Origin of the sequence: Nonomuraea sp. NPDC050547, from assembly GCF_044457345.1 — a bacterium.
Lineage (GTDB): Bacteria > Actinomycetota > Actinomycetes > Streptosporangiales > Streptosporangiaceae > Nonomuraea.
On record NZ_JBITGW010000005.1, the window covers coordinates 331,344 to 345,145 of the forward strand.

Annotated in this window: 12 protein-coding genes; 4 read left to right on the forward strand and 8 right to left on the reverse strand. The window is 72.3% G+C overall.

Going from position 1 to position 13,802, the window contains the following annotated elements; all coding sequences use genetic code 11:
- The first annotated feature begins 99 nt into the window (after positions 1–99).
- Complete coding sequence (locus ACIBHY_RS15315) at positions 100–1,533, forward strand: LCP family protein (RefSeq protein ID WP_397306956.1); 1,434 nt, start codon at positions 100–102, stop codon at positions 1,531–1,533.
- A 21-nt stretch (positions 1,534–1,554) separates the two neighbouring features.
- Here the strand turns inward: ACIBHY_RS15315 and ACIBHY_RS15320 are convergent, their stop codons facing one another.
- Genes ACIBHY_RS15320 through ACIBHY_RS15330 form a run of 3 tightly spaced genes read right to left on the reverse strand, consistent with a single transcriptional unit; the run spans position 1,555 to position 4,445 of the window.
- Entirely contained in the window at positions 1,555–3,477 is a 1,923-nt protein-coding gene (locus ACIBHY_RS15320; protein ID WP_397306957.1) for a methyltransferase domain-containing protein, read from the reverse strand.
- A 3-nt stretch (positions 3,478–3,480) separates the two neighbouring features.
- Complete coding sequence (locus ACIBHY_RS15325) at positions 3,481–3,936, reverse strand: GNAT family N-acetyltransferase (protein ID WP_397306958.1); 456 nt, start codon at positions 3,934–3,936, stop codon at positions 3,481–3,483.
- Positions 3,933–4,445, reverse strand: coding sequence for a hypothetical protein (locus ACIBHY_RS15330; RefSeq protein ID WP_397306959.1), 513 nt, complete (start codon positions 4,443–4,445; stop codon positions 3,933–3,935). Before ACIBHY_RS15330 ends, ACIBHY_RS15325 begins: the two co-directional genes overlap by 4 nt.
- Before the next feature lie 162 nt (positions 4,446–4,607).
- Between ACIBHY_RS15330 and ACIBHY_RS15335 the strand changes: the two genes are divergently transcribed.
- Positions 4,608–5,012 carry a hypothetical protein gene (locus ACIBHY_RS15335; protein ID WP_397306960.1) on the forward strand — a complete coding sequence of 135 codons (405 nt, stop codon included), beginning with the start codon at positions 4,608–4,610 and terminating at the stop codon, positions 5,010–5,012.
- Between the two features lie 55 nt (positions 5,013–5,067).
- Complete coding sequence (locus ACIBHY_RS15340; RefSeq protein ID WP_397306961.1) at positions 5,068–6,999, forward strand: serine/threonine-protein kinase; 1,932 nt, start codon at positions 5,068–5,070, stop codon at positions 6,997–6,999.
- 4 nt (positions 7,000–7,003) lie between these two features.
- On the opposite strand, the gene ACIBHY_RS15345 is transcribed toward ACIBHY_RS15340, so the two are convergent.
- Positions 7,004–7,300, reverse strand: a complete 297-nt coding sequence (locus ACIBHY_RS15345) for a hypothetical protein (protein ID WP_397242945.1) — start codon at positions 7,298–7,300, stop codon at positions 7,004–7,006.
- Positions 7,301–7,557: 257 nt separating this feature from the next.
- Positions 7,558–8,643 carry a DUF5937 family protein gene (locus ACIBHY_RS15350; RefSeq protein ID WP_397242943.1) on the reverse strand — a complete coding sequence of 362 codons (1,086 nt, stop codon included), beginning with the start codon at positions 8,641–8,643 and terminating at the stop codon, positions 7,558–7,560.
- A gap of 99 nt (positions 8,644–8,742) precedes the next feature.
- Here ACIBHY_RS15350 and ACIBHY_RS15355 point away from each other — a divergent pair, with 99 nt between their 5' ends.
- Complete coding sequence (locus ACIBHY_RS15355; protein ID WP_397306962.1) at positions 8,743–9,951, forward strand: MFS transporter; 1,209 nt, start codon at positions 8,743–8,745, stop codon at positions 9,949–9,951.
- A gap of 432 nt (positions 9,952–10,383) precedes the next feature.
- Here ACIBHY_RS15355 and ACIBHY_RS15360 read toward each other — a convergent pair whose 3' ends face one another.
- The 3 genes from ACIBHY_RS15360 to ACIBHY_RS15370 all read right to left on the reverse strand — a co-directional run bounded on the left by ACIBHY_RS15360 (position 10,384) and on the right by ACIBHY_RS15370 (position 13,798).
- Entirely contained in the window at positions 10,384–11,388 is a 1,005-nt protein-coding gene (locus tag ACIBHY_RS15360; RefSeq protein WP_397242939.1) for an enolase C-terminal domain-like protein, read from the reverse strand.
- An 11-nt stretch (positions 11,389–11,399) separates the two neighbouring features.
- Entirely contained in the window at positions 11,400–12,740 is a 1,341-nt protein-coding gene (locus ACIBHY_RS15365) for an MFS transporter (protein WP_397306963.1), read from the reverse strand.
- 101 nt (positions 12,741–12,841) lie between these two features.
- Positions 12,842–13,798 (reverse strand): Lrp/AsnC family transcriptional regulator, encoded by a 957-nt coding sequence (locus tag ACIBHY_RS15370; protein WP_397306964.1) that lies wholly within the window; start codon positions 13,796–13,798, stop codon positions 12,842–12,844.
- Positions 13,799–13,802: the final 4 nt, after the last annotated feature.

Genomic DNA, 13,802 nt, shown 5'->3' on the forward strand with positions numbered 1-13,802 from the left:
GGTTACTGATGTTCACTCTCCACTAACGTCATATTTCGCATTCCATCCGTATGCTGCCGCCCCAAAGCGGCCTACGGTGGACTGCGCGGGGAAGCGGGGATGGGTGTGTCACGGAGCAAGGTACCGGTGAGCACCGGCGCGGTCCTGGGATGGACCTTGTTGTCGGCGCTCGTGCCAGGGGCGGGCCATCTGCGGGCCGGCTGGCGTAGAACCGGACTGGCGTTGCTCGGCTGTTACGCGGCCGGGCTCCTCGCTCTGCTCTTCGTCGCGCTGACCGCCGACGGCGACCTGTTCGGAACGGCCGTCAACTGGCTGCGGACGATCGCGATCGGCTCGCTCGTGCTCGGGCTGGCCTGGTTCGCGCTGGTCGTGCACACGTTCATCGTGCTCAGCCCCGGGCGGCTGCCGCAGAACGCGCAGATCCTCACCGGGACGCTCGCCGGGCTGCTCGCGGTGGCGGTCATCACGCCCTTCGCCTACGCCGCCCAGACCGTCTGGACCATCCACAGCACGATCGGCAACATCTTCGCCCCCGACGAGCCCCTGGCGGACCGGCCGCAGCAGCAGGGCCGCCCGGTCGACCCGTGGGCGGGCCGCGAACGCGTCAACATCCTGCTGCTCGGCGGCGACGCCGACACCCACAGGACCGGCGTGCGCACCGACAGCATGAACCTGGCCAGCATCGACGTCGCCTCCGGCAACACCGTGCTGATGAGCCTGCCGCGCAACCTGGAGAACGTGCGGTTCCGTCCCGGCACGCCGATGGCCGAGCGTTTCCCGAACGGCTTCCGCCTCCCCGCCGACCCCGGCGGCGGCCGCAGCGACCTGCTCAACAGCGTCTGGGAGTACGCCGACGCGCACCCGGAGATCTTCGGCGGCCGCACCCACCAGGGCGCCAAGGTCCTCATGGAGACGATCGGCCACACCCTCGGGGTCAAGGTCGACTGGTACGCCCTGGTCAACATGTGGGGCTTCGCCAAGCTGATCGACGCCATCGGCGGCGTGACGATCAGCGTGGAGAAGGACATCGTCTTCGGCAAGTACAACGAGGGCCTGGTCAAGGCCGGCACGCGCAAGCTCAACGGCGGCGACGCCATGTGGTACGCCCGCTCGCGCACCTACTCCGACGACTACACCCGGATGCGCCGCCAGCGCTGCGTCATCGCCGCCCTGCTCGACCAGGCCGACCCGGCGACGGTCCTGACCCGGTTCAACAAGATCGCGCTGGCCACCAAGGAACTCATCAGGACCGACATCCCCCGCAACATGCTCGCCCACCTGGTGCCGCTGGCCCTGAAGGTCAAGAACGCGAAGGTGTCCAGCATCCAGTTCGTCCCGCCGCTGATCAGCACCGGCTATCCCGACTGGGACAAGATCCGCCAGATCTCCACCAAGGCCATCCGCGACTCGGCCGAGCGCCGCCCGGCCGCCGCCGCGAGCGCCACGCCGTCCGGCTCCAGCACCCCGAAACCCCGCAAGACCACCTCACTCGACCCCACGAAGAGCCTCGGCGACGGCTGCGGCGTCCTGTGACCCCCTTTTCTCCGGTACGGCTCAGCCGCGGTGGAAGGCGGCGCGCCAGCGGCGGCGTTCCCCGTCTCCGATCTCCTCGATCGCGGCGGTGAACCCGCCCTCGCCGAAGGCCGCGACCTCTGACGGGGTCAGCGGCCACGGCGGCGCGTACACGGGCCCGCCCTCGTCCCTGGCCGTAGCGATGACCAGCAGCGTGCCGCCCGGCGCCACCAGTTCCCGCACGGCGGCGGTGGCCCGCGCGTGCAGGTCCTCGGGCAGCGCCTGCACCGTCATGATCTCCACGACCAGGTCGAACGCCCCGCGCCACTCCCCCGGCAGGTCCAGCAGGTCGGCGGCGGAGTAGTCGACGGCCGACTCGGGGAAGCGGGTCCTGGCGCCCTTGACGGCCGATTCGGAGACGTCGAAGGCGGTCGTCGCGTAGCCGAGCCCGGCGACGTACTCGGCGTCGTCCCCGAGCCCGCACCCGACCACCATGGCCCGCCGTCCCTCCCCAGGCGCCCCCCGCGACCACTCGACGAGCAGCGGGTGCGGAGTGCCGGAGTCCCAGGGCACGATGGCCTCGCCGGAGGCGGCCTCGGCGTAGAGCTTCTCGAACCAGCCGGTGGCGTCGCCGCCTGCCAGGGATGCGGCGGCCAGCCGCCGGGCGTCCTCGTCGGGGTCGCGCATGTGTCCTCCGTGTCGTGCGAGCTCCACGAGGTCTATCAGATGGCCGTCCGGCCCGACCAGCTCCCGCCGCCGGTAGGGATGTTTCGCGACATATCCCTGTTTCCAGGCTTTCACCTGAAGGAGCGGGAGCAGGGTGCAGACGTCGCGATCGGGGTGAGGGCACGGCCACCTGGTGTGCCACCACTGCAGGGCCGCCGCCTGGCCCGAGCGGACCAGCGCGATCACATCGTCGTCGTCGGCGTCCCTGCCGAGGAATGTGCCGGCCGCCTCGATCACCATCAGGCGAAGCTCGTTTCCGTTGGCGAGCCATTGGTCCAGGTCGAGGCCGGCGAGCTGCGGGGTCGCGCCGGTCCCGGGACTGACCCCGAAGAGGAGGCGGTCGACGAACCGCCGCGGCACCTCGGTCACGACGGGGTCGTCGGCCGGTTCTGGCGCGGGCCCGTCGCTCCAGCCAAGGTCGTCCATGGCGCGGCCCTCGGCGAACGCCGGGTGGGCCCGCATCCAGCCCCAGACGTTGGGCCCGATCCGCTCGGCCAGCCGGTCGTGCCGCAACTTCCACATGAAAGCCTCATAGGCGTCGGCGGGCGTCCCCGGGGCGTGGGCCATCAGCCAGTCGAAGGCCCAGATGCTCACCAGAAACCGCCGCAGCACCGCGGCGACCGGCTCCTGCCCGGCCAGCTCGGCCCCGGCCAGCCAGTCGGCCCGGCGAATCTCCCTGACGGCCGCGACGATCTCCGCCTGCCATGGGGTCGGCTTCAGGAGTTCGTCCCCGTACAGATCCAGGAGCAGGTGCTTGCGGAACGTGCCGTTCTTGAGCCGGGTCAGCTCGATGATCAGCAGGGCGCGTAGCTCGTCCTCGGGCAACTGCAGGAGCAGCGGCAGCCCGATCCGCAACCGGGGCTTGCCGTGCCAGTTCCTGGCGACGCCGGTCCACACGAAGGCGCTGATCCGGATCTGGGGCATGCGGCGGAACCCGGCCGTCCGGGCCGCGTCCTTCACCACGGCGGCCAGCCGCGGCTGTTTGCGCAGCGACAGCCGCGGGTTCTTCCAGGAGTAGCTCCTGACACCGGCGACGCACGCGCAGAGCCCCATGGTCACCGCGAAGAGCAGCGTCCACGGCCAGACCTCGGCTCCGCCCAGCCACAGGAAGAACCAGCACCCGCCCGCGCCCACGGCGACGACCGTCCACGACAGCCAGGGGATGCTGAACAGCCAGTAGGGGATCAGCGCGGAGGGTTGCGTCCGGAGCACGATCTGGAGTAATCGCCAGTTCGACACGGCTCAGACCTCCAGGGTGTAGCGGCGCTTTTCCAGCGACCTGGCGCCCAGGCGGTCGTAGAAGCGGATGGCGCCCTCGTTCCAGATCGGCGTCTGCCATTGCACGTACGGCAGGCCCAGCTCCCGCGCCTGCTCGACCACCGCCGCCATGAGCAGCCGCCCGAGGCCGTGGCCCCGGCTGGCCTCGTTCAGGAACAGGCAGTCCATGTGCAGGAACTCCGTCCCGCCCCACGTGGACACCTCGGCCGCGCAGGTGGCGTAGCCGACGACCTCGCCGGAAGACGTCTCGGCCACCAGGCAGCGCAGCCGGGGGGCCGCGGCGCCGAACAGCAGGGCCGACAGCCGCTCGGGCAGGTCGGGCGGGGGTGGCGGGGCCTTCTCGTAGGCGGTGTGCTCGGTGACCAGCTCGACGACGCGGGGCAGGTCGGCGGGTACGGCCGGCCGTACACGAGGATTCAACGGACCTCCCCGGAGATCACGTCGGCGCCCCACGCGGACACCCGTCGCCCGATCGGCCCGTCACCGTCGAGCACGTGGCGCACGAACGCCTCCCGCTCGTGCGCCAGGATCGCGGCCTCCCACACGCACGGCGCCAGCCCCGCCCGTCCCGGCCGCAGCCCGCCGGGGTCGTCAGCGGGGCCGACGAAGATCGCGAGGTCTGACATGTGGCCCTCGATCCAGGTATGGACGATGACGTAGTCGCCGTCGCCTCCGGCGTGCAGGATCAGCACCGACAACCCCAGGGAACCGCGCAGGGCGCCCGGCGCGAGGTGCCCGCCAGCGATGTCCAGGCCGGTCTCGATGTCGATGGCGCTCCGGCCCGGCTTCTCCAGCGCGTACACCTTCACCAGGTGGCCGCCGGACTCACGGACGCCCAGCGCGCGGACGGCGCGGGCGTGGTGCTCGCCGGACAGGGACAGCAGAGCGGCGGCGTCCACCGCCCGGGGCAAGGTCAACGTCTCACTCATGAGCACATCATGCCGTCAGCCCCTGACAGGAAACCACCGGCGGCGGTGCCGTGTCAGCCGCCGTATCAGGACGGCGACGGCCCGGGGTCAGGACGGTCGGCGAAGGTTGGGCACATGAACGGGTCAGCGAGACCCGGCGACAGACCCGAAGGAGCACCCACCATGTCCATCACCCTCAACGACCAGGACGCGCTCACCCTCCGCCTCGCCGCCTGGGGCGCCGTCTCCCTGATGTCCGCAGCGGGCGCGGCCGGCTCGGCCCACAAGGCCGCCACCCACGGCTCCATCGCCCTGACCGCGGCGACCGGCCAGGTCGGGCACGTGATCACCAAGGCGCCCAAGGGCGTGAAGTACGGCAAGACCGTCGCCGAACTCGCCGACCAGGTGCTCCCGGCCCTGACCGCGGCCGTGAACCTGCTCAAGCGGCAGGACCCGGCCGAGGCCGGCAACTTCCGCCGCACCGTCATCGTCGCCGTCGAAGCCGCCTCCCGGAGCCACCAGGGCGAGCCCGGCCCCACCATGACCGAGATGGCCCGCAAGATCACCGAAGCCCTCGACGCCGCCTGACGGATGCCGATCCCGCGGCCTTCCCCTCTCTCCCGGCGGCTTGTACCGTTCGCCTGTGGGGCCGGGAGAGGGAAACTTCACGTCCGAACCGCACCCGCTGGCCGAAGGCGATCCGCTCCGGATCGCGGACTACCCGCTGACCGGCGTACTGGGCAGCGGCGGCCAGGGGGTGGTCTACCTGAGCCGGACCCCGCTGGGGCGCCCGGTGGCCGTCAAGACGCTGCACGCCCGCATGGCCGGCGACGACCTGGCCCAGGCGCGTTTCCTGCGCGAGACCGAGATCGCCCGCCGCGTGGCCGCCTTCTGCACCGCGCGCGTCCTGGACGCGGGCATCGCGGGCGGGCGACCGTACCTGGTCAGTGAGTACGTCCAGGGCCCGTCCCTGGAACGGCTCGTGACCCGGGAGGGGCCGCGCGCCGGCGGCGGCCTGGACCGGCTGGCGATCACCACCCTGATGGCGCTGCAGGCGATCCACCGGGCCGGCGTCGTGCACCGGGACTTCAAACCGGGCAACGTGATCATGGGCCAGGAGGGGCCGGTGGTCATCGACTTCGGCATCGCCCACGCCCTCGAACACTCCGCCACCACCTCCGGCCTGGTGGGCACGCCGGCCTACATGTCCCCCGAGTTACTCGGCGGCGCCGTCGCCAGTGTGGCCTCGGACGTGTTCGCCTGGGCCGCGACCATGGTGTACGCCGCCTCCGGGCACCGGGCCTTCCCCGGCTCGACCCCCGGTGCGATCCTCAACGCGATCATGACCCGCGAGCCCGACCTGACCGGCGTGCCGCGCCATCTGCGCCCGCTGCTGGCCGCCTGCCTGTCCAAGGATCCCGCCTCCCGGCCCGCGGTCGCCGACCTCCTGACCGCCCTGACCCATGAACGCCCGTTGACGACCCCGCGCGTGGCCGTGGGCCGCCGCCGCATGATGCGGGTGCTGGCCGCGGGCGTCCTGGTCGCCGCGGTGCCCGCGGTCTACGGCCTGTTCTCCACCACCCCCGGCGTGCCTTTCGGAGGCCTGGTCCGCCAGCCGGTCACGGGCCGCCAGAAGTGGATCCTGTCGCTCGCGCTGAGCCAGGTGAACGGCCGCCCGGTCGTGGTCAGCGGCGGCTACGACGGCACCATCGCCGTGGCGGACCTGGCCACCGGCGCTCCCGTGGGCGCGGCGCCGCAGGGCCATCAGGGACCGGTCTGGTCGGTGGCGACGGGCCTGGTGCGCGACACCCCCGTCGTGGTCTCCGGTGGCCTCGACGGCACGGTACGCCTGTGGGACCTGGCAACCGGCGCGCCGATCCACGAACCGTTCACGGGCCACCGGGGCTCGGTCGAGTCAGTGGGCGTCGGCCTGCTGGACGGCCGTCCCGTGGCCGTCTCAGGCGGTCAGGATCACACGGTACGCCGATGGGACCTGACCAGCGGCGCACCCATCGGCGGACCCATCGAAGGCCATCCGACCTGGGTGCTGGCCGTCGCGGCAGGAGAGTCCGCCGGCCGCCCCGTCGTGGCCTCCGGCGGCTACGACGGCAGAATCCTCATCTCCGACCTGGCCACCGGCGCGAAGGTGGCCGAACGCGCGCAAGGCCACGGCGGGCCCGTGGAGTCGATGACGGTGGGCCGGCTCGGCGAGCGCCAGGTGGCGATCTCGGGCGGCGGCGACGGCGACCACGCGGTACGCGTCTGGGACCTGACCACCGGGGCCCCGATCGGCAGGCCGTTCACCGGCCACCGGAGCTGGGCCCTGGGGCTGGCGGCGGGCGAACTGGAGGACGGCCGCGCGGTCGTGGTGTCCGGCGGATACAGGGACGAGACCGTACGGGTGTGGGACCTGGCCACCGGGGCGCCGATCGGCGGTCCGTTCCTCGGCCACCGGGGGCTGATCGAGGCGGTGACGATCGGGGTGCTGAACGATCGGCGGGTGGCGGTGTCGGCGGGGGACGACGGCAGGGTGCGGGTATGGAGCCTCGGCCCGCCCTACCCGCCCGGCTCTTGACCGGCTACGTCCGCTGACGGCCCGCCTCGACCACCCACAGAGCGGTCGCGCCCAGGACGGCCATGAACTGTATCGCGATCAACGAGATCTCAACCTCGTGCGGCATTTCGGCGTTCTGAACGATCACCAACAGGGCCACGAACGCGGCCACCAGGAGATTGGCCCAGCCACCGAGACGGCTATGGCGCCGCCTGTTCAGCCAGAAGGCCCAGGACGGCGCCCGGTCGATGATCACGCTGTGGATGCCCAGCGCGGCGTTCAGCGAGGCCAGGACGAGCAGAATCCACGTGAAGGTGATCACTCCACCATTGTGCCCCGAGTCTGTGGATGTGCCCGCCCCCAGCCGCACTCCCAGACGGCGAACACGACCCAACCAGCCACCCGCCCCCTGGGTGGCGGAAGGGGGCGGCCACCGCTCTGGTCAACGGGTGGGGCCACCGGCAAGACGTCCGAGCGGAGCGAGGGCCTCCAGGGGTCGAGCTTCAGCTTGACGGAAACACGTGTGGAACGAAGCGGAACGCCTTGCCTTTCAGGGGAGGGCGCCCATGTCGGAGCTGCTCAGCGCAGTACGGCCGTCAGCAGGTCGGCGCCCAGGGCTGTCAGATCGGGGAGGTTGACGGTGTAGCGGACGTATCGTCCGTGCCGCCGGGCCGTGAGCAGGCCCGCGCGGCGCAGGACGCCGAGGTGGCGGGACACCTCCGGCGGGGAAAGGTCCCAGGCGTGGGCCAGCTCACCGGTGGTGTGCGGGCCGCGGGCGAGGGTGCGGAGCAGGCGCAGCCGTACCGGATGGGCGAGTGCCTCCAGGCGGAGCGTGACGGATTCCAGCGACACCGGCTTCGACGGGCTTGCCTCGGCCACGGGGTACTGGACCACCGGCTGCCACCCGGGCGCGTGAACCATCACCAGGTGCGGGCGGCCGTAGACGCTGGGGAGGAAGGTGACCCCGGCCTCGTGGGCGGCGGTCGCCTTGTCCTGCAGCTTGTCCACGATGATGCTGTCGCCGTCCGGCGACAGGGTGACGGCGCCGGAGACGGACGCGAGTGCCGCCCCGATGCCCTGGCGCTTCAGCAGGTCGTTCTTCAGGCGCAGGTCGGCGGCGAGTCGCGCGGCGACGCCCGTCCAGGCGGTGTCGAAGAAGGCTTCGGCGCACTGTTCGAGGGTGTGTCGCACCCGTGCCCGCACGGCGGCCGGGTCGGCGAGCAGCCGTTCCGCGAAGGCCTCCTGAAGCGCGCCGCGCGCCTGGGCCAGGTCCAGGGCCCGCTCGCGCGCCGTCGCGTCGGCGAGCGGCGACGGCGCGGCGAAGTGGACCCGGTTGCTGCCGCACGTGGTGACGAGCGCGGCGGTCACATAGGTTTCGTCGTCGATCCGGTCCACGTCGTCCAGTTCCTCGGCGAGGGTCGGCCTCGGACGAGCGGGCACCAGGAAGTCGGCCCGTGAGGAACGCCAGAGGAACTCCGCCTCCCGCAACCGTTCGGCGAGCTCCGGCCGCAGCCCGGCCCAGACGTCCCCGGCCCAGCCCGAGAGCTGCGGGTGGTGCCCGGGTTCCGCCAGCACGTGCAGCATCGCGGTCAGCTCGGCCAGCGGGGAGGCGGCGAACCGCAGCCGCCCGGACGGCAGACCGCCGATGTCGATCCTCAACGTCATCCCCTCATCATCGCCGGTCGGACGGCCGGCGACGGTGCCGGTTGACGGGGTCCGTCAACCGGCGCCGCCGGCCCGGCGGCCGTACGCATCGTTGACGCCATGGCAACCACCAAGATCCGGCCCGGTGCCCTCGTCCGTGCCTCAGGAGGCCCCCGCTACGCCGTCGCCCTGGTCGTGGACGCGCTCGGCACCGGCCTGCTGCGGCCCTATCTGCTGTTGTACGGGGTGACGGTCCTGGGGCTGTCCGCGCCGGCCACCGGCATCGCCATGACGGCCGGCGCCGTCGCGGGCCTGGTGTGCGTGCCCGCGGTCGGCCGATGGCTGGACCGGGGCGCACGCAGCACGGTCGTGGCGGCGTCGATGCTGGTGCGGTTGCTGGGTGTGGCCCTGCTGCCGGTCACCCCGGCGGGGAACGTCTGGCTGTTCGCGGCGGCGGCGCTCTTCCTCGGCATCGGCAACCAGGCCGGGCCGGCCGCCCACGCCGCCCTCGTGGCCACGATCGCCCACGGCCGCGAGCGCGACGCCGCCCTCGCGGGAGGCCGCGCCCTGCGCAACGCCGGCCTGGGCGCCGGCGCGCTCCTCGCCACCGCGTGCCTGGCGGGCGGTACCACCGCGTTGCAGGCGATGGCGGCCGTCACCGGGCTCGCCTACCTCGCCGCGGCGGCCTTGGCGTGGTCGGTCCGCGTGCGCGCTCATACGGCCGCCACCCCGGCCGGCGAGCCCGCGCCCCCGATGCGCGCCCTGCTGTCCGCCAACGTGATCTACGTCTTCTGCCTCAACGTCCCCGAAATCGCGCTCCCTCTGGTCCTGGTGACACAGATGCACGTCCCCCCGGTGTGGCCGGCGGCCATCTTCGTGGCCAACACGGTGCTGGTGATCACCCTGCAGGTTCCGGTCACCGTTCTGCTGTCCCGCTTCGCCCGGCGGGCCGTGCTGACTCTCTCCGGCGTGGTGATCGCCGCGTCCTACCTCGGCTTCCTCGCGGCCACCTCCCTGGGGCCCGGCTGGGGCGCCCCGGCCGTCGTCATGGTGTCCGTGGTCTGCACCGTCGGCGAGATCATCTACGCCGGGAGCGCCACCGCGCTCGTCACCGCCCTCGCCCCGGCCCAAGTCCTGGGACGCGCCCTCGCCCGCTTCCAGCTCTCCACGGGCTTCGGCCTCGCCGTCTCCCCGGCGGTCATCACCGCTCTCGCACCCCACGGTCCGGCCGCCCTCTGGGGCAGCCTGGCCGCCACGACCCTCCTCTCCGCCTCCGCCGTCGCCACCGAGAAGGATCCCCCCGGTCCCCCGGCGCGGGCAGGCGCATGAACTCGGCGACCTTGACTGGCGGCGTCTCGTCCACTGATCTGACGTGGCGGGCCATGCGGAGACGGCTATCAACCGACTGACGCCGGGTGCCCGACTCGTCGGCTGTTCTCAGGGAGTGTTGCCGTGCTCCTCATCACCACAGTCGCGATTCTGGCCTGGATGAACTTCCGAGCACGGCGCAGGGCAGTGAGATCCGGCCTCTAGAGTTGCCCGCCACGACGCGCGCTCGTGGGTCACCCCAGGCGGCCAGGGCGACCCAACCGGCCGTCCCACCCGCCTGTTGGATGAGCGGAAGGGGGGCCACCGCTCTGGTCAACGGGTGGGGCCACCGGCAAGACGTCCGAGCGGAGCGAGGGCCTCCAGGGGCCGAGCTTCGGCTCGACGGGAAACTCGACCGGAACACGTGTGGAGCGAAGCGGAACGCCTTGCCTTTCAGGCGCGGAACCGGTCCTTGGCCAGGCGGTGTACGCGGGGTTCGTCGATCGTGTGGCCCAGGCCGGGCTGGGTGAACGGGACGGCGATCACGCCCGCGTTCGCGCCCACGATCGGGTCCACGATCTGGTTGTTGCGTGGCGGCTGGGTCACGTCGCACGCCAGTGTGCACCCCGGCAGGCTCGCGACCGCGACCGTCGCCGCCCTTGCCAAGCCCGCCCCCTGGCCGCCGGTGCACTGGATGTCCCAGCCCGCCGCGGCCGCCCGGTCATGGGCTCTGCGGGTCTCGCTCAGCGACGGGAACGCCGCGGGCCGCAGCAACAGCACTCGTCCCGCCCGCAGTGTCAGGTAGTCGTCCAGTTCGGCCGCCGTGCTCGCCTCCACCGCCACCGCCGCCGACACCTGGTCCTGAAGGGTCGCGTGAAGGTAGGGGTCCGAGACGGCGAAGGGGCGCTCGATCACTTCCAGGCCGTAGGAGTCGAGGGCGATGAGCTGCTCGGGGGTGGTGTAGCACCCGGCCCCGTCGACGGCGAGCGTCAGCGCCGGGTACGCCGCTCGCACCGCCCGTACCGGCTCGACGTCCCAGCCCGGCCTGATGTCCAGCGTCACGTGTCCGTACCCGGCGCACACCTGCTGGTTCACGCGGGAGACCAGGCTTTCCAGGGACGGGTCCGGCGTCAGCCGTACGGTCGCCATCAATGAGGTACGGCTGCCGCCCAGCGCGTGCGCCAGCGGTACGCCGCGCATCCTGGTCCAGAGGTCCCAGCAGGCCATGTCCACGGCCGGGTCGCCGCTGGGCGCGCTGTCGGGGTGTTCCCAGTCGACGCCGATGAGCCGAGCGCCGAGGGTTTCCTCCAGGTTGGTCCAGGTCTTGGCCTCGGGGGCGATCGCCTCGCCCCAGCCGGTCATGCCACCGTGGTCGGTGAGCCTGACGAGCAGGGTCTCCTGGCGTCCGCCGAACGGCAGGACGAGCCTGAAGACCTCAAGCTCCCGCACTCGCGGCATGTACCCCCCTTTTATGACGCGGTCCCCTCCAGTGTGCCCGTCTTCGCGGACTGGGCAAAACGGGGGGCCAGGATGGCGCCGAGGATGGCGAGGCCGAAGGTGAAGGCGAAACCGGCGATGTAGGTCTCGTGGGTGGCGGTGAACAGGGCGCCGGTGACGGCGACCGCGACGACGGTGAAGACGGACTCGCCGACGCCGACGGCCGCGGAGTTGTGGCCTTCCTCGCCCTGCTTGGACATCTCCAGCACCAGCACGGAGACGGTCGGGTGGAGGGCGCCGATGCCGAGCCCGGAGATGGCCATGGCGAGGTAGGCGACGGCGAGCGGGACGGCGTCCACGAGCACGAGGCTGACCAGCGCGATGCCAAGGGCGATCATGAGGGCGCCGCCGCGCAGGGCGGCCATGTTGCTGATGGTGCCGCGGCCCTTGAACCAGGAGCCGGTGGACCAGCCGAGCGCGCCGACGGTCAGCACGACGCCGGCGCCGATCGGGGACAGGCCGCGCTCGTTCATGAGCATGAGCGGGATGAGCACCTGGGAGGCGGTCAGGGAGCCGAAGGCCAGGCCGCGCAGGACCGGGGCGGTCGGCAGGCCGGGGGCGGCGCGCAGGGAACCCTTGAGCAGGAGCCTGGGCAGGGCCACGGCCAGGACGACGACACCGGCGACGAGCAGGGGCAGACCGGCCAGGCCGAGGGCGCTGCCGTACTGGATGAGCGCGGCGGCGACGGCGGTCAGCGCGGCCCAGACGAGCTTGCGGCCGAGGCCGGGGGCGGGTTCCGCGGAGCCGGAGCGGACGTCGGAGCCGGCGGTGCCGCGCCACAGGAGCAGGGCGGCGGGCACGACGATCACGGCGACGCCGAGGAAGACCCAGCGCCAGTCGACCTGCTCGACGACGAGTCCGGCGATGGCCGGGCCCACCATCGAGGGGACCACCCAGGCGGCGGAGAACAGGGCGAAGACCTTGGGGTGCATGGAACCCGGGTAGACCCGGGCGACCACCACGTACAGCGACACCTGGATCAATCCGGCGCCCAGGCCCTGGACGAAGCGCCCGGCGATGAAGATCTCCATCGTGGGGGCGAATCCGGCCAGCAGCAGACCGGCGACGAACGTGACGACGCCGGTGCCCATGGGCTGGAGGGGGCCGCGCACGTCCGACCACCGGCCCCCGAGGACGGTGGCGATGACGCTGGCGGCGAGGGTCGCGCTGAAGGCCAGGTTGTACAGGTCCATGCCGCCGAGTTCGCGGGCGACCACGGGCATCGCGGTGGCCACGGCCATCGCCTCGAACGCGACGAGGGTGACGAGCGCGACCAGCCCGAAGCTCAGTGAGCGGTACTTCCGCGAGATCACGCTTGCCGGGGCAGGTGGGGCTTCAGCAACGGTTGTCATGCCAGGCAACTTACGATCATCCCAGGTCAGGCACATCGGGCGCAGGACCTAGGCAATCCGGCCTAGGGCATGATCATTGCGGCGCCCTTGACGCTTCTGATGACCGGTGCGGTCTCCAGGTGCTGGATCGCGCGCAGCCGTCCCAGCGGCCCGGTGATGTACTCGTGCAGGCCGAACACGTCCCGGCAGGCCACCGCGGCGACCAGGTTGCTGGGGCCGGTGGTCGCCGCGACGAACGCGACCTCCTCGTGGGCCGCCAGCGCGTCGCCGACGGCGTCCTGCTCGGCGGGCGGGACGGACATCCAGAGGCGGGCCTGGGTACCCCTGCCCAGCACGTGGGAGTCGACGTCCAGGTCGAGGTAGAGGGCGCCGCCGGCGAGCAGGGCGTCGAGGCGGCGTCCCGCGCTCGTCTCCGACCAGCCGGTCGCCGCCGCGAGCTCCGCCAGGGTGGCGCGGCCGTCCCTGGTGAGCTCGCCGAGCAGGAGGTCGTCCTGCGGGGAGAGTTCGACGGGGGTGCCGGTGGGCTCCGGGCCGCGCAGGGCGGCGGCCTGCTCCTCCGTCAGGGCCGCCAGGAAGCGCGGGTGCTCGTGGGCGCCGCCGTAGTAGACGTGGAGGAGGCAGTGCGCGCTGACCGAGTCCACGCGCGGTGTGCGCGGCAGCTTCTGCAGCAGCAGGGCGTCGCGGTCGCGGTCGGTGCGGGACTGGACGACGAAGTTGATCTCGGTGCCGCCGGAGGTGACCATGATGAACGAGGTGTCGGGCCGGCGGGCCAGCGCCTCGGCGACGGCCAGGGCGACGTCGGGGCGGCAGCGGACGCGCACGTACCAGCGCACCTCCCCCACCAGCCTGGGGACGGTCTGGCCGACCACCCGCAGCCGTCCGCCCGAGGTCAGCCTGCGGTAGCGCCGCGCGACGGTCTGGTCGGAGACCCCCAGCACGTCGGCGATCTTGCTGAACGGCGCGCGCCCGTCGATCTGGAGCGCGTGGATCAGCCGCCGGTCGATGATGTCGGATTCCACGCCC